This is a genomic window from Mariprofundus sp. NF (assembly GCF_013387455.1).
Lineage (GTDB): Bacteria > Pseudomonadota > Zetaproteobacteria > Mariprofundales > Mariprofundaceae > Mariprofundus.
In genome coordinates, this window is record NZ_VWNC01000003.1 from 234159 (window position 1) to 250227 (window position 16069).

A 16069-nucleotide genomic window follows, 5' to 3' on the forward strand; every position below is an offset into this window, starting at 1 on the left:
TCCCTAGACCGCTTTCTTATCGCTGCTATCGTCAGGCAGACCCTGATCACTGAACAGCTCTTCAATATCGACCCTCTCGCCCTCATCAAACATCTGATTATCATCATCACCGCTCTCTTCCGCAGCTCTGGCCTGCTCAATATCCACCACGCTCATGCCCAGTTCACGCAGTTCCACGGCAAACTGTGGATTGGAAGAGACTGCTCCCCAGAGCGCATCCACAGGTATCGCAAAGGCAAGCACCATATTTTTGGCAATGACATCGGCGACCGGAAGACTCAGACCAACGGCAGAGACCTCACCGAAAATATCTCCGGAACGCAGTGTTGTAATCGTTTCACCATCACGAACAACCGTAGCTTCACCCTTGGCGAGCAGAAACAGGTAGTAGTTAAACTCACCCTTTTTAATCAGGGCAGCTCCGGGTTCAACCTCCATCACAGTAGATTGATCAGCCAGGCTATGGCGCGTTTCAACAGGAAGTGACTGGAACAGAGAGTGGCCTGTAATCAGGCTACTTAACTCATTCATCGATGTTTCAGCATGCACAATGCGCATCCATTTGGCATCATCACAGCGGGTGATCGATTTGTGATGGGTTGCCCCATCCATCAACAGAAAAATAGCGATGGCGAGGTAGTAGGAGTTGACCAGTATGCCAAATAGTGCGGCGAATACGAAGATACTCAGCCAACGCAGGATATTGGAGTCCGCTTCCTGTTTAAGATAGGTAAAAAACATGCCGATAGCCGGAACAAAAACCAGCGAAGCAAAAGAGAGTTCAATATTAAATCCGAGCTTATAGGCGCCGAATGCGGTAAAGATACCGCCTCCCACCAGCTTGAGAATAAACAGCCGGTCATGCCTGGAGACACCGGAGATATGTTCTTTGGAGAGAAGATCCATTATAGCACCACTACACTTCCATTTTTCAGCCAGCGCTTAGATGTTCATAAACCTGGCTGCAGCTCATTGCGGCGAAGCTACACCCTGAGCAGGCGTTGCAACTGTGGTATCGGTCACAATGATTGATCCGACCATACCTGCATGACCCGAGCCACAAAACTCACCGCATATAACATCAAAGCGCCCCGCCTTGATCGGAGCGAATTCAATCGTCTTGAATTCACCAACCTTAATCCTGTTCTGCAGCCTCAGTTCGCGCACAATAATGGCGTGCTTCATATCCAGTGTGGCCAGATGCAGGCGGTAGGTTACCCCCTTCTCCAGCTCCAGCGTGTATTTGCCCCAATCATAATTCTTGGCCAGCAGATAGATATCGGAGCCAGCCGGCGGATGCACTACAGGCAGTTCATTCTCTACACGTACAGTGTAGCTATTCACCATCTGCTTCACCTTCTCCTGAAAACCAACCAGATCTGCGCGGGTAATCTTCTCTTTGGTGACGATAATATCCGGCTGACTGTTCTTCATATTCAGATAAACAGGTACAACGATTGCTACGGCAAAAACAATGGTTACCAGAAGCAGTTTATAGTTAAGCCCTTTTTTCACAGTTGTTTCACTCATTTCAGGTCAGATCCTTTTTCGATATTGGCTGCAAACTACTATGTAACAGAAGAAAGATAAAAAGAATAAGCTGATCATGCTTTACCGATCAACTTAATCAAAATAACATGCGCGATCCTACAGCGATTAACCCATACTCAACAACAGGATGTGATTAACGATGGCAGAAACCAAGAACAAACCACCAGTATCTCAAAAAATGCTCATTCTGGTACTCATCGGCCTCGTACTTACTCTGGGTGGTGGCGCTTCTGTCATGCTCTATCTGGGTGCATTTAAGGATCCTGAGGTCTATCGCTCGGTTACCCAAGAGTACCATTTTGCCTATATCAGCCATAAAGGTCCCTACACCAACATCGACCCCATTCTGGAAGAGGTCGCCAAACAGCTAAAAGAGTCCGATATTCAAGCTGTTACGCCATGTGCAATGTTTATGGATAGTGTCTCAGCCGTACAGGAGGCGGACCGCCAGAGCAAAATCGGTTATCTGGTCCAGCGCAACGACTATATTGCTGCCCCTCTTGAGCAGATGAGCATCCCGTCACGCGAAGTGGTCGTAGCCACATTTGAGGGTGGCACGCTGCTTGGTTCCCATAAAGCTTATACAGGCATGCGCGACTGGGCTCGGGCCAACGGCTACCAGCTGATGCTGCCAGCCTTTGAGATCTATCACCCGGAAGGCAAGGTAGAGTATCAGCTGCCTATCCAGAAGAAGCAGTACTGATCAGATCAAACTCTTTTCACTAAAGCGTTAATCCTAGAACAAACAGTAACGCATTAGATCTATTTAGATTCCGATGCGTCAGTAATAATTAGCCTGGGATATGAGAAATCAGGTAGTAGAGAAACCAGCCAAATACGATAGCAGTCAGCCCAAGGCCAGCTAAAATCTTCTTCTTCTCTTTGGCCTTCTCTTCTCTGTTCAGGTCGTTCATTTTCTAATCTCCTCTATTATATGTTGGTATAAAACTGTCTATCAGTGAAGGCTGACGCGTTTAAGCTTCAGATCCTGCGGCACCTTTTGCATTAACTCTTTAGACAAAACTTTAGCATCGCCAATTTCAACAGCCGTCAGGCGGGGTGCCACAGTCTTCAGACGTGTTTCAGCAAATCGCTCACCAAGTGTAGTCGCGGTCCAGAACCATGCCATCGCTTTAACATGGTCAACAGGTGTGCCATCGCCATGCACATACATCTCACCAAGATGATACATCGCCTTGGGATGGCCACCTAAAGAGGCTTTTTCCAACAACTGAAATGCCTTGTCGAAATCCTGTGTTACGCCCTCACCGCGCGCATAATAGAGCCCCAGCAGATACTGTGCAGGTCTGTTACCCTGTTCAGCTGCCTGCTGAAAAAGCGCAGCAGCAGCGCCATGTTCACCTTGGCTGGCAAGAACAAGCCCTTGGTCTGCAATCGCCTCACCGGGGTCATTCACACCTGTCACTTGTGGTGCAACAGGTACAACAGGGGCATCGGAACCACATGAGATCAGGGCAAAACAGACAAGCATGAGTGCAATTTTTTTAAACATCATTTCTCCATTGGAAGCGACGAACTAAATGCAACAGACAGATTCATTTGATTGAGGCAGAATTAAGCCACTTACGCAGTGCAATAGCAATATCATCAGGTTCAGTATGATGACTCATTATATCAAGAATTTTACCTTCACTGTTAATCAAGAAAAGCATACTGGTATGGATCATCTCGTAACCCTTGCTACCCTCAGTCACCTGTTTGAAGAACTCTGCATCATATCCGCCAGCTGTACGCTTAATCTCTTCTGGTGAACCGGTAAGGCCAGTGATATTGGGGTGAAAGAAGGCAACATATTTCGCAAGGTGTTCTGCACTATCACGCTCAGGATCAACAGTAACAAACAACACTTTAACCTGAGCAGCCTCTTCTTTAAGGCTACGCAGTGCATTGGCCACGTTATTCATTGTCGCAGGGCAGATATCAGGGCAGTGCGTATAACCAAAAAACAGCAGCACGGCTTTACCTTTAAAGTCAGAGAGCGATACGGGGCCATTGATCGATTGCAGGGTGAAATCTTTAGCATCGGATTGTGGCTCTGAACTACATCCAGAAATCAGTAGTAGAGCAACCGCAACAACGCGTGTTAGCTTTTTATAAAGTAATGATATATCCACGCGCCGAATACTAGCACAGCAACATTAAAGTGGGATAAGTTTTACAGCTTGAATTCAGATCGAGTCGATGATCATGATTCCAAAAAGCAGAATCAGGTAGATGATAGAGAATGCAAACACACGCATATCACTATCACGTTCTGAACGGTAGAAACGAACTGCCGTAAACAGGAACATAGAGCTGAGCATAATAGATGCAGCAAGATAGATAGAACCGGCAATATCAAAATACCATGGTGTCATGGCCACAGGAATCAGTGCAATGGTATAGAGAAGGATGCGGAGCTTGGTGGCATAAACACCACAGGCAACCGGAATCACCGGCACATTGGCACGCGCATACTCCTCGCGATATTTCAGTGCCAGAGCCAGCGCATGCGGCTGCTGCCAGACCACCATAATCGCAAACAGTACCCAGCCAGCTGCACCCAACTCATTGGTTACAGCTGCATAACCCACCATCGGAGGTACAGCACCGGCAATACCACCGAACTGATTCGCCCAGGGAGTCCTGCGTTTCATCCACATGGTGTAAACACCGACATAACCAATAACACCTACTGCAGTTACAGCAGCAGTAAGAGGGTTTACTGTCCAGGCCATCAATGCCAGTGAAGAAGTGGTCAGTAGCATCGCCACAATAAACACACGGTTTGCCGATACAGCACCGGCAGCAAGAGCGCGGTTACTGGTGCGCTTCATCAACTTATCAATGTCGCGATCATAATGGTTATTGAGCATGCAGGAGCCGGCAGTTGCCAGACCAAGCGTCAGAAAGGTCCAACCGATCAGATGCCAGTGTGGCATAACACCATGATTACCGAAGTATATGCCGGTCAAAGCAGCAACAAGAGTCAGGCCGACAATGCCCGGTTTAGACATTGAGACATAGTCCGAAATAACGGAACGGGTAGAAATCTGCTGTTCAGCTAATGATTGACTCATTGGTATAAACCCTCTCCTTGTTTAAACCTGATAAACAAGCCGCTAGCGACCCGCTTACCGCGTTTAAGCAGATAAAAAAGTGACCCCCCGAAGGGGGCCACCATTCATCTTTCTACTTAGTGATGCCCGGAAGTGCCAGGGTGTGGCTCAAACTCAGGCTTAGGATTGTCGATGAAGTTGTATGGATGCCAACCTTCAGGACAAATTACAGGTGTTGGGAAGTTACCCTGACCTGGAATGATAGCAGTAGCTGTGAATTCCAGAGACTGAGAACCCCAAGGGTTCGCAGAGGTAGCTTTCTCACCAGCAATCGCACCATGCAGCCAAACAACGATCATCAGCAGAGCTGATACGAAAGTGATGTAGATACCGATGGTTGACCAGTGCTGAGCACTTACGATGAGCTCGTTATCAGCGTACATCTGGTAGTCCATGTAACGACGTGGCATACCTTCCATACCAGCGAAGTAGAGTGGACCCATCACGATGTTCATACCGATGAAGAAACCAGCAGCAGTCAGCTTAGTCATCAGGCTGTTGCACATACGACCGGTCAGTTTAGGGAACCAGAAGAATACGCCAGCGAAGATCGCCATACCGCCGGATACTGCCATCACATAGTGGAAGTGAGACATGATCACGTAGGAATCGGAGATACCATAATCGATAGCAGAAAGTGCATTTGGAATACCAGTCAACGCGCCGATAATCAGCATGAAGAAAGCACCAACAGCCCACCACATAGGACCAGTGTAGCGAATCGCGCCACGGTACATAGTACCAGTGAGTGACAGCATCAACAGGCCGAATGGCAGAGAGATCAGCAGGGTTGTGAATGTCTGCAGCAGACGCAGCCAGTCAGGCAGACCTGCAACGTATGCGTGATGCACCCAAACGTCAGAAGATACTGGAATGAACGCGATAACAGCCCATACAGTAGCTTTGTAGTTGAATACGTCGTTGCGTGCAGATACAGCGAAGATCTCGAACATAATACCCATAAATGGCAGCAGAATTACATATACAGCTGGATGTGAGTAGAACCAGAAGAGGTTCTGATACAGCAGCACGTCGCCACCAACTTCAGGATTGTAGAATCCGAAGCCGAGGTATTTGTCCAGAGAGAGCAGCAGTACAGATGCAGCCAGTACTGGTACGAAGATCAGCTGAATAACGTTTGCAGTGAATACACACCATACAGTCAAAGGCATCTGGAACCAGCCCATGCCTTTGCAACGCATGAATGCAACAGTACAAGCCAGGTTAACCGCACCGAATACAGAAGACATACCCAGGATGATTACTACTGAAGAGTAGAGTGCAGTGTTACCTACAGCGTCAGTCAGTGAGTAAGGCGGGTAACCAGTCCACATGCCGTTGTATGAATCTGGAATAACCAGGTTCAGCAGAGCAAGCAGGATACCAGACCACAGCAGCCATACAGACATCGCATTCACACGTGGGAACGCCATATCTTTACCGCCAACCATAATAGGCACAGCCCAGTTAGCTACGAAGCCCAGCAGGGCAGGAATCTGGAAGCCCAGAATCATTACGGCACCGTGCATAGTCAGCCACAGGTTGTAGATATCACCATTGTCTGTGATATCCGGACCTACGGAGCCCAGCTCGATACGCATTGCAGTTGCAGCAAGACCTGCAACAACGAAAGATGCGATCGCACCAATCAGGTACCATACACCGATGACCTTATGGTCAAGGGTGAATACCCATTCTTTTACTGTTTTTGGCTGACCCGGCTTACCGTCCGGCTCATGTCCCATAAAACCACTCATAAGTTTTCCTCCTCTATTATTTTAAATTAAATCTGGTCAGCAGCAGTTGCAGCTTTTGCAACGCCGGTTACAGACGGAATAGATGCAGTCTGCTCAGCAACGTACGCATCATAATCAGCAGCAGACTTCACAATGATCTTACCGTACATGCCAGAGTGCATAGTACCGCAGTACTCACGACAGGTCGCAACAGACTCGCCAACCTGATCAGGCATGAACCACTGCCAGGTAATACGACCAGGCATCAGATCCTCAGTTACACGGTAACGAGTCATGTAGTGAGAGTGCAGCACATCGTCAGAAACCATGCGCATTACAACAGGAGTGCCCTGTTTAACTACAAGTTCGTTGTCAGTGTCGATGCCATTGACATCTACATAGTTCCAGTTCCACATAGAACCGGTCAGTTTCACTTCAACAGCGTTGGTAGGAACTTCACGGTAGTGGTTGTGCAGGTCGAAACCTTTCACATACAGGAACAGATCGTCGCCCAAAAACAGCATACAAGGGAGAACAACCCAGCCGATTTTAGCCTGGTTGGTAAGCGTAGGCAGTTTGCCGCGCTCGCCGTGGCCTTTACGTACGTACATAACCATGAACGCAACAGTAATAACAGCAAAGACAATACCGAGAACGGTGATATCCAGCATGGTCTCGTGCCAAACAGCGTCCCAGTGCTCGTGTGGAGTCCAGCCGTTGTAGTCAGCACGATGCGCAGGTGCAGCTTGGAATGCATGCGCCAGTGACGGTATCAGAGGCAGTGCAAGCATTGCCGCCATCACTTTATGCATAAGTGATTTAAATTTCATGTTTTACCCTCCTAAATTTCATATACGAAAAACTTCCAACAATCAGTGATAACCCGAAGATCAGTGCGCCAGCGGCGACGAAAAGCGGGATGTTGACTGTGTATTTACCATCTTTGTAGTTATAGCTGTAACAGGCTCCTACAACAAAATCGATTACATTTGCTGCAGCAATTTTCTCACCCATGGCCTTGGTAATCGCCAGCTCCATATCCAACGGCGTAATCGTGCCACCATACAGGTAACGAGTTACCCGCCCTTTCGGGGACAGCATGATATATACGTTGGGATGCAGGAACATGGCATCACGTGGAGACCAGAAGAAATTAAAACCCATGGAACCCGTAAGTTTCAGGATGTTTTCCTTCTCCCTCATGGTGGTGATTTTCCACCCGTCAGGAAGGTTTCCTTCAAACCCAGCCTCCTTCATGAAGTTCGCAATCGTTGTAGGTGTATCGTTATGGTCGAATGAAACTGTCAGTACATTGTAGTCCTGACCCATCTCCCAGCGGTTTACACCCTTCAGTGTTTCAGCAAGGTTTTTATTGATCACTGAGCAGGCACCATCACAGGTGTAGTAGCTAAATGCCAATATCAACGGCTTACCTATCAACGAACCAAGCTTAAAGTCTGCTCCGCTCTTATCCTGGAGGACAAAATCGTAATCTACTTTTTCACCCAAGAACTTGATCTCTTCGATCTTGAGTATACTTGGATCAACCACTGAATCTTTGGTCACATTACCGTAAGCGGCATATGCACCATTTGCGAACCCCAGCAAAGCAACAGCAGAAACCACCATGGCCGCAGCCAGCTTGCGCAGGCTCAACCATGATGATTTCACTGTGTATGAGGAGGTATGATTCAATTTATTACAGCCAGTATCTACGTTGCTTACCAGAAATAAACCTGGAGCAGTACCCAGAAACCAAGAACGTTCACGAAGTGAACATACATGGTCATAGAACGGGTGTATGAAAAGCTCAAACGGCCTTTAAACGCAGACGGAACACAAGTCAGCATAACCAGAACACCCATGACCAGGTGAGCCATGTGAATACCGGTGAAGCCATACAGTGATGTTGCAAATGCATTCACACCGATGGTGAAGCCCTGTGCAGCCAGATCAGACCAAGAGCCGATCAGCATGTAGGCAAACACGATCCAGATTGCTACTGAGATAAGAGTCCAGGTAGCGAAGCCGGAAGCATCACCATTGATCTCTTTCTTACGTGCAATACCGATTGTGAAGCTCGACACCATCAGGATAAGTGTAGAAATTACCGCTTCGTTAGCGCCAATGTTTGCAGGTGTGCCTTCAGGTGGCCATACAGGTGCGCCCAGACGAGCAACCCAGTAACCAGCAAGAACGCCGCCGATGGTCATGATTTCAGTACCGATGAACATGAACATAGCCGATGGAGACCAGTTCTCGTCGTCAATCACGCCGATGGTTTCAGCCGCCCAGCCAAGACCACCCATAATTGTCATGCCGGCACCTACTGCCAGAATAACCAGTGCCGCAGTGTCCATGTGATAGACGAACTGCGCCATGAAAGCCAATGGTAAAAACAGACCTGCACCGAAACCTACAAGTAACGGATTAGGACTGGTATGCCAATGGGCCGTATAATGTTTTATCTCTTCACTCATTTATACCCTCCTCGTATTGTTAAGCCAAAGCTTAAGTTACTACATATAGTAGTCGTAACATAAGTGGTCGGCATTCTGCATATCTGAAATAGGCATATCAAGTACAATTTTAAATAAAATTTAATGTTTGTTCATGTTGGGTTCATCTTAAATCGCGATCAATAAACATGCATTGTAAACACACCCACAATAAAGCCATGGGAATCTGCATAGTTACAAGATCGAGTACTTTTAAAGCATAAGAGAATCATGAACCACAACAAGTGCCATAAGAGATTGTTATAGGGGCATCATGACAGTTTATTTAATATAGATAGTGCGGAAACAGAGCGTAAAAGAGTCAGAAATCATCTATTTCAATGATAGGTTTGACCGCCATAGGGCGAATAGGTGCATCAGAGAGCACCTTCTCTACAGCCACCTCATCACAATCGGCAAAACGGGCACAGTGCACACAGACCGTCCACACCTTATGAGGCAGGCTCTCTTTCGAAACCACCCGATAACCGAGCTTAAGAAAGAAGCCGGTAACATAGGTCAGAGCAAACAGCTTGGCGACACCAAGACCCAGAGCCCACTGCTCACACCCCTCAACCAGCAGTCGACCCACACCATGCTTCTGGAATTCAGGATCAACCACCAGCGAGCGCACCTCGGCAAGGTTTTCCCCATAGATATGAACACAGACCACACCAGCCAGCTGACCATCATACTCAGCCACCAGAAACTCCTGCAGGTGCTGAAAGATATTATCCCTGTCACGAGCTAATATAATATCCTTTTCGGCAAACGGCTTAAGCAGATGATCAATGGCCTCCACGTCACCAGCGGCAGCACTGCGAACAGATATCTTATGTGTCATAGTGCCCTCACCGCCCTGCCACGTGCCAGCATGATTTCAGCATGGCGGGATGACTCATCATCAATGCCACCAAGCATGCGGGAGATCTCCTGCAGGCGTTGATCCGCCTCCACGGCTCTAAGCTGCGTTACCGTCCGCCCCTCTTGCTCATGTTTGCTGATAACAACCTGATGATTGGCGCAGGATGCAACCTGTGGCAGATGCGAAATAACCAGCACCTGTCGCTCACTGCCCATTGCCGCCAGCAGCTCACCCACACACCACGCTGTTTCACCACCAATACCGGTATCCACCTCATCAAAGACGGCGATATGGGGCATATCTGAGAGCAACCCGCACCCCTTCAGAGCCAGAACAAGACGGGAGAGCTCACCACCGGATGCGACAGCAGCCAGATCACGCCATGGCTCACCGGGATTGGACATCACCTGCATGGTCACACTATCCCATCCATCCACACCCCATGCAGTCTCCTGCTGTGCATTGGCAGTGACACTGAAACGAATCTGCATACCGGCAAGAGACAAACGATCCATAAATGGCCGCAGCGCATCACTAAGCTCAGCACCACAAGCAGTGCGCGCCTCTGTCAGCGCCTGAGCAGCCTTAACAAATTGATTTTTAGCTTCATCCAGAGCTTTGCTTAAAGAGGCTTCATCCCAACCAGCAGTATCAAGCTGTGAGAGCTGCTCCTGCCACTGCTCTATTAATAGAATAAGTCCATCTTCATCGGTGCCATGTCGCCGTTTTGCTTCAAAGAGCTGCATCAACCGCTCTTCATTGCGGCGCAACTGAGCCTCATCAAACGAATCATCCAGCAGTGCACTCAATTCAGGTGTCAACTCACCCAGCAGGGCATCAATCTGGTCGATAAGCTCCGCCGCTGTTCTCAGACCGGCATGATAGGGCGCTGCGGCTGCCACTTCATGGCCAGCTTTGGCAACCAACTGACGTGCACTTGGCTCCGCCTCATCCAGAAGCTGTAGCGCCTGATTGGCAGAGTGCTGAATCTGAGCATGATGCCGCCCCGCCTCGACCTCAGCCTGCAAGGCATCACCAATCCCTGGCTCCAGCTCCAGAAGCTGCAGGGCCTTTAACTGCTCACGCATCCATGCGGCCTGCTGCTCGCTCTGCCCACGTTCAGACTGGAGATCATGAAGGCGGCTCTTCATCTGCCGCCACTGCTCACAGGCAACTTTCACAGCCTGCCGCAGCTGATCACTCACTCTGGCATCCAACAGCGAGCGCTGAAATCCCGGCTGCATCAGAATTTGATGTTCATGCTGACCGTGCAGATCCAGACAGATCGCGCCCAGTTGCTGAAGCAGCTTCAACGCTACCGGGGTACCATTAATATAAGCGCGTGAGCGGCCATCTCTGCTGATCAGCCGCCGCAGTATCAGTTCATCCTCAAGCTCAATCTCCTGCTCATCAAGCAGTGCATTGATTCTGACATCCTCACCATCCCAGATGGCAATCACTTCGGCCTTCTCCGCCCCGTGACGCACCCAGTCGGAACTGGCACGAGCCCCAAACACCGCCCCCAGTGCATCCACCAGCATCGACTTACCGGCTCCGGTTTCACCGGTAAACACGGTCATGCCCGACTCCAGCTCAAGCTGGGCCTTCTCAATCAGTGCGAATTGTTTAACCGTAAGCGAGGTTAGCATTAGGGGCCCTCGTTAGCGCGTCTCAACCTGACCAGCCCACTTCAGTTTGGTCCTGAGTACTTCGTAGTAGTGATGGCGGTCAGGCAGATAAACCAGTGAGATATAGCCATTTTTACGCACCACAATGCGATCATTCTGCTCCAGTCGAAGCATCTCTATGCCATCAAGATTAAGCGCTGCGCCCTGAGATGAAGACTCAACCAGATGCAGTTCGATCTGTTCATCAGCCGGGATCACAACCGGACGATTAGAGAGTGTGTGCGGACAGACTGGAACTACACTGATCGCGTCAACAGCTGGATGAACGATAGGGCCACCCGCCGAAAGCGCATAGGCAGTGGAACCGGCAGGTGTGGCCAGAATCAGACCGTCACCACGCATACGGAATACAAAGCGCTCATTCACACACATCTCAAAACCGATCATGCCACCGCGACGTTCAAGCACGACATCATTCATCGCCCTGCTGCTCATCAATTTTTCACTACCGCGCCACACCTCGGCATGAAGGCTGAAATGGCGCGTGGTTTTCAGGTTGCCGGCAAGAATCTGTTCCACCACATCAAACATATGACCAACTGGCGTATCCGTAAGAAAGCCAAGGCGTCCGAGATTAATACCTAGAATAGGTGTTTCCGAACCAATAAAATCACGCGCAGCGTGCAGCAATGTGCCATCACCACCAAGCACAATCATCAACTCAACCTTGTCAGGCATCTCAGCAACCGGCAGACGATCACAGCCTGTCGCGCAACCTATACAGGTCTCCAGCTTTTGATCGACAAAGACCGTACAGTCCCGCTCAACCAGCCAGCGATGCAACTCACAGAGCAGTGCGCAGGCACGTGCATCATTCGGCTTGATGCTGATGCCGATACGATTCACTTGGCAGCCCCTACCCATTTTTCAGGCTGGGTATGACATAAAAAACATTTATCCACCTTCGTATGTTTTGCAGACTGGGGATAAACACCCTCAGCGCCATGGCAGCTCATACAAGCGGCTCTTGATGTGGAAGTGCGGTGGGCCTCATCATCGGGAACAGGTGTGGTTTTGCGCTCACTTGTGCCCAGCACCAGTGCCAGCACTACGGCAGCTACCATGCCGAGAAAAAACAGGTCTCGTTTACCCGGTTTCCAGGAACCCTTTTGCTGATTTGCCATTCCATCTCCCCGTAGAGGTACAGATTTATCACTGTCTTTGCCGCTTTGGCAAGATCAGAGCAATACTTAACCATCTGCAACGCCGATTCCACCAGCAATTTATCCACTACCGTCATTCATCACAATTACCTCACAAAGGAAAGGGGCAAAAACTGCCGCCATCAACTTTTTATTTATGGCGCTGACTGCTAGGTTGTCGCATAGAGTGTACCGGCAAGGTGCACAAACCGAAGTTTTGAAGTAGAGGATATGACATGAACGTTGATCAACATTTAAAAGTTGCACAGTGGCACATCGAACAGGCTCGCCTGCACGCCACATCACAGCACGCCTGTGGCTGCCCTGCCAACGAGCACTACCAGAAAATCATTGATGAAGTTGAAGCCGGCGCAAAAATCGAAGAAGAACTGGTCTGCTCAACAGAGAAGTAACGCGACGCTAAATCGCTTTCAAAGCCGCCCCGCAAGGGCGGCTTTTTTTATCCCCTTTTAGCCATTTTTCTACCCCAACAAGCAGGCTAATCCGCCACCAACGCACACCTCCACCGCCTCAAATTCCAATCCCCTCAAAAATTAGCACGCTTCTTGCTAACTTATGATAAAAGTAAAACGCCCATCTTATTAGAAGGGCGATGAATCATAAGACGTCTTGTGGGAGGTTACTGTGGATATTGCAACTCTAATCGGCATTGTAGTCGCATTCGGCCTGGTGGTCAGTGCCATTGGTGGGGGTATCTCAAGCTTTATTGACCCCCCTTCTATGCTTATTGTTATTGGCGGTACGGTCGGCGTACTGCTGGTTGGATATCCGCTTAAAAACTGTATCGGTGTTATCGGCGTGGTCATGAAAACCTTCATGTACAAAGTCGACACAGGCTCTGAAGTGATTACCAAACTGGTAGAACTTGCGCAGATCGTGCGCAAAGACGGAATTTTGGCGCTTGAGAGTGAAGTGAAAACCATCGACAACGCATTCATGGCCAAAGGCCTGCAGATGGCCATTGACGGGCAGGAGCCCTCAGCCATCGAAGATATTCTCTACATGGAGATGGATAAGGTTTCCGAACGTCACTCCAGAGGTGCAGATATGTTCACCTCCCTTGGCACCTACGCCCCATCAATGGGTATGATCGGCACACTGGTAGGCCTGGTTTTGATGCTGCAGAACATGAGCGACCCCTCATCGATCGGCCCCTCCATGTCCATCGCTCTGCTGACAACATTTTATGGTGCCCTGATGGCTAACATTCTTTTCCTGCCCATGGCCGGTAAGCTCAAGACACGCAGTAAAGAGGAGCTTCTGATTCATGAGATTGTGCTGGTTGGCATTCAGTCACTGGTTATCGGTGAGAACCCCCGCATCATGGAGTCCAAACTACTGGGTTATCTGCCTCCGAAAGAACGCATCTCCTCCTTCGATTAAGAGTGCCAACGGAAACCACAAGCCATGGCTAAAGATAAAAAACCGGCACCTCTGCCCTTTCCCTCGGATCCGGGCGCCGCTCTGTTTCTGGAACTGATGATGCAGATGCTGGCCTTCTTTATTCTGCTCACCTCCTACGCGGTAATTGTGGAGGATAAACGTCTGGCCGCCATGGGCTCACTGGCCGGCACCTTTAACCCGATGCCGCGCGGCGCCAATCTCTCTGATGGGGAAGGCCCCGCACTGCCAACCCGTGATATTGTCGATGGCTCCACAGCCCCCAAGAGGACCGCCAAAGAATTGACAGATATCTCCAGAGATCTCGGCATGGAGGACTCTGTGCAGGTGCTGCCGCTGGATCAGGATACCGTTAAAGTACGCTTCGATGAACATATCGCTTTTACCTCAGGCGGCGTTGAGTTGGCACCTGAGGCCATGCCGCTGATTGATCAGCTGGCAAGCAGCTTCAAAAAACCGGAAGTCATTGAAATACAGATCGAAGGCCATACCGATGACACACCACTGCGTGGCGGCAGCTACCCCTCCAACTGGGAGCTCTCAGCAGCACGTGCAATGAGTGTATTCCATGCATTCGCAGAGCGAGGTGTACCTGCTGGCCGTATGACTGCAGCAGGCATGGGTGACAAACACCCTATAAAGGATCGACCGGATTTAAGCAGGCGCGTTGATATTACCCTTAAATTCCGACCTGTTACAGATGACTCCCCGGTCCAGAAGGGCAACATCCAGCAGCTGCAACGTCCGGCAATTGCACCACCACGGAGCTCCTTCTAATGGCCCGCAAGAAGAAGTGGCCGGTAGTATACCAGCCCAATACAGAAGCGTGGATGACCACCTTTGCCGATCTGGTCAGTCTGATGCTTACTTTTTTCATCCTGCTGATCTCAATGTCCACGATGGATAAAACGGGCCTTGCCGATATTGAATCCTCATTCACAAAAGCAGTTTCTGTACTTAATGCCGGCTCAAAAACTGAACTGCAGATCATGCCTCCTATCTCGATGCAGAAACTGGTCTCTGCCAAAGAGCTGATGCTGGCGATGCGCCAGAACAGTAAAGCCATGCTGCAGAACAGCACCCTTGAACACAAAGTTAAAGGTGTGATTATCAAGGATCGCCTCTACCTTCGCATTCCTGACACCACGCTGTTTGAGAAGGGCTCAGCCGAACTCAAAGAGGATCATATTGAAGCACTGAAAAAACTGGCGCAAATGTTGGCTATCACCCCCGGAAGCATCCGCGTTCAGGGTCACACCAATGAGAATCTGGACCTGGCTGACAGTCAGTTTGCAGACCCCTGGACGCTCTCACTGGCCAGAGCGGCATCAGTCTTGCATATACTCGAAGATGAAGGGGTCAATCCAAACCGGCTATCGATGGTCGGTTACGGACCTTCGCTGCCGATTTCTACTGAGGCGACCCCCTTCGGGCGCAGTAAAAATCGGCGTGTAGAGATTATGGTTTACAAATAATGGGCGTACCTATCAGTACAACCACACGATGAACGTGGAGGAGCAGCATGGCAGATAAAGAGGAAAAGAAAGAGGAAGGCAAACCATCAGGTGGCGGACTGCTGCCGATCATCAATCTTGTGCTTCTGGTGCTGGTGCTTGCCGTCGGTGGTTTTATCGCATGGAAAATGATCAGTATGGAGTCTGCACCGTCCAGTAGTGATCAAACAGCCGTTGAGCAGACCGATAATACCACAATCCCTGAGGCTGAGGATGATAGTGATGAGCCACCGGTGCTGATCGATATTGAAAACATTACGGTCAATCTTGCCGATACCGACCAGAGTCGTTTTTTGCGCACACAGATCAAACTGGAAGTGCGTAACGAAGCGGCGAAAATGAAGGTTGATGAGAGCATGGTTAAAATCAACGATATGATCATTACCATTCTGGCCAGTAAAACATTTGATCAGATCAGAACACCACAGGGGAAATATGCTCTGAAAGAGGATCTGATCTACCGCATGAACCGGATTGTCGGCGGCAAACCGATCAAAAACCTCTACTTCACCGATTTTGTGTCGCAGTAATGGA

The 16069-nt window shown here is 49.5% G+C and carries 20 protein-coding genes; 6 read left to right on the plus strand and 14 right to left on the minus strand.

Features of this window, described 5'->3' with window-relative positions; genetic code table 11:
* Positions 1-3 precede the first annotated feature (3 nt).
* Both F3F96_RS06390 and F3F96_RS06395 read right to left on the minus strand, forming a co-directional pair.
* Positions 4-906: a cyclic nucleotide-binding domain-containing protein gene (locus F3F96_RS06390; protein ID WP_176962418.1), complete on the minus strand. Its 903-nt coding sequence runs from the start codon at positions 904-906 to the stop codon at positions 4-6.
* 63 nt (positions 907-969) lie between these two features.
* A complete protein-coding gene (locus F3F96_RS06395) occupies positions 970-1530 on the minus strand; it encodes a hypothetical protein (protein WP_176962419.1) in 561 nt (186 codons plus the stop codon).
* Positions 1531-1690: 160 nt separating this feature from the next.
* Between F3F96_RS06395 and F3F96_RS06400 the strand changes: the two genes are divergently transcribed.
* Positions 1691-2254: a GyrI-like domain-containing protein gene (locus F3F96_RS06400; RefSeq protein WP_176962420.1), complete on the plus strand. Its 564-nt coding sequence runs from the start codon at positions 1691-1693 to the stop codon at positions 2252-2254.
* An 88-nt stretch (positions 2255-2342) separates the two neighbouring features.
* On the opposite strand, the gene F3F96_RS12560 is transcribed toward F3F96_RS06400, so the two are convergent.
* From F3F96_RS12560 to F3F96_RS06455, 12 genes are all read right to left on the minus strand, one after another.
* Entirely contained in the window at positions 2343-2465 is a 123-nt protein-coding gene (locus tag F3F96_RS12560; protein ID WP_255461236.1) for a hypothetical protein, read from the minus strand.
* A gap of 41 nt (positions 2466-2506) precedes the next feature.
* A complete protein-coding gene (locus F3F96_RS06405; RefSeq protein ID WP_176962421.1) occupies positions 2507-3064 on the minus strand; it encodes a tetratricopeptide repeat protein in 558 nt (185 codons plus the stop codon).
* A 43-nt stretch (positions 3065-3107) separates the two neighbouring features.
* Positions 3108-3686, minus strand: a complete 579-nt coding sequence (locus F3F96_RS06410; RefSeq protein WP_176962422.1) for an SCO family protein — start codon at positions 3684-3686, stop codon at positions 3108-3110.
* Between the two features lie 54 nt (positions 3687-3740).
* On the minus strand, positions 3741-4631 hold the full coding sequence (gene cyoE / locus F3F96_RS06415; protein ID WP_176962423.1) for a heme o synthase: 891 nt from the start codon (positions 4629-4631) through the stop codon (positions 3741-3743).
* A gap of 116 nt (positions 4632-4747) precedes the next feature.
* Positions 4748-6427 carry a cbb3-type cytochrome c oxidase subunit I gene (locus F3F96_RS06420; protein WP_176962424.1) on the minus strand — a complete coding sequence of 560 codons (1680 nt, stop codon included), beginning with the start codon at positions 6425-6427 and terminating at the stop codon, positions 4748-4750.
* A 26-nt stretch (positions 6428-6453) separates the two neighbouring features.
* Positions 6454-7236, minus strand: a complete 783-nt coding sequence (locus F3F96_RS06425; RefSeq protein WP_176962425.1) for a cytochrome c oxidase subunit II — start codon at positions 7234-7236, stop codon at positions 6454-6456.
* Positions 7226-8077: an SCO family protein gene (locus tag F3F96_RS06430; protein WP_176962426.1), complete on the minus strand. Its 852-nt coding sequence runs from the start codon at positions 8075-8077 to the stop codon at positions 7226-7228. The genes F3F96_RS06425 and F3F96_RS06430 overlap by 11 nt, the downstream gene beginning before the upstream one ends.
* 50 nt (positions 8078-8127) lie before the next feature.
* Positions 8128-8886, minus strand: a complete 759-nt coding sequence (locus F3F96_RS06435) for a cytochrome c oxidase subunit 3 (RefSeq protein WP_176962427.1) — start codon at positions 8884-8886, stop codon at positions 8128-8130.
* A gap of 340 nt (positions 8887-9226) precedes the next feature.
* On the minus strand, positions 9227-9748 hold the full coding sequence (locus tag F3F96_RS06440; protein WP_176962428.1) for an N-acetyltransferase: 522 nt from the start codon (positions 9746-9748) through the stop codon (positions 9227-9229).
* Positions 9745-11418 carry a DNA repair protein RecN gene (locus tag F3F96_RS06445; RefSeq protein ID WP_176962429.1) on the minus strand — a complete coding sequence of 558 codons (1674 nt, stop codon included), beginning with the start codon at positions 11416-11418 and terminating at the stop codon, positions 9745-9747. The genes F3F96_RS06440 and F3F96_RS06445 overlap by 4 nt, the downstream gene beginning before the upstream one ends.
* A 12-nt stretch (positions 11419-11430) precedes the next feature.
* Complete coding sequence (locus tag F3F96_RS06450) at positions 11431-12303, minus strand: NAD(+)/NADH kinase (RefSeq protein ID WP_176962430.1); 873 nt, start codon at positions 12301-12303, stop codon at positions 11431-11433.
* Positions 12300-12581 (minus strand): hypothetical protein, encoded by a 282-nt coding sequence (locus tag F3F96_RS06455; protein WP_176962431.1) that lies wholly within the window; start codon positions 12579-12581, stop codon positions 12300-12302. Before F3F96_RS06455 ends, F3F96_RS06450 begins: the two co-directional genes overlap by 4 nt.
* 254 nt (positions 12582-12835) lie before the next feature.
* On the opposite strand from F3F96_RS06455, the gene F3F96_RS06460 reads away from it, so the two are divergent.
* From F3F96_RS06460 to fliL, 5 genes are all read left to right on the plus strand, one after another.
* Entirely contained in the window at positions 12836-13012 is a 177-nt protein-coding gene (locus F3F96_RS06460) for a hypothetical protein (RefSeq protein ID WP_176962432.1), read from the plus strand.
* Between the two features lie 232 nt (positions 13013-13244).
* Positions 13245-14003: a MotA/TolQ/ExbB proton channel family protein gene (locus F3F96_RS06465; RefSeq protein ID WP_176962433.1), complete on the plus strand. Its 759-nt coding sequence runs from the start codon at positions 13245-13247 to the stop codon at positions 14001-14003.
* A 24-nt stretch (positions 14004-14027) separates the two neighbouring features.
* Positions 14028-14798, plus strand: coding sequence for an OmpA family protein (locus tag F3F96_RS06470; RefSeq protein ID WP_176962434.1), 771 nt, complete (start codon positions 14028-14030; stop codon positions 14796-14798).
* Positions 14798-15496: a flagellar motor protein MotB gene (locus F3F96_RS06475; protein ID WP_176962435.1), complete on the plus strand. Its 699-nt coding sequence runs from the start codon at positions 14798-14800 to the stop codon at positions 15494-15496. The genes F3F96_RS06470 and F3F96_RS06475 overlap by 1 nt, the downstream gene beginning before the upstream one ends.
* A 47-nt stretch (positions 15497-15543) precedes the next feature.
* Positions 15544-16065 (plus strand): flagellar basal body-associated protein FliL, encoded by a 522-nt coding sequence (fliL, locus tag F3F96_RS06480; protein WP_176962436.1) that lies wholly within the window; start codon positions 15544-15546, stop codon positions 16063-16065.
* Positions 16066-16069 lie beyond the last annotated feature (4 nt).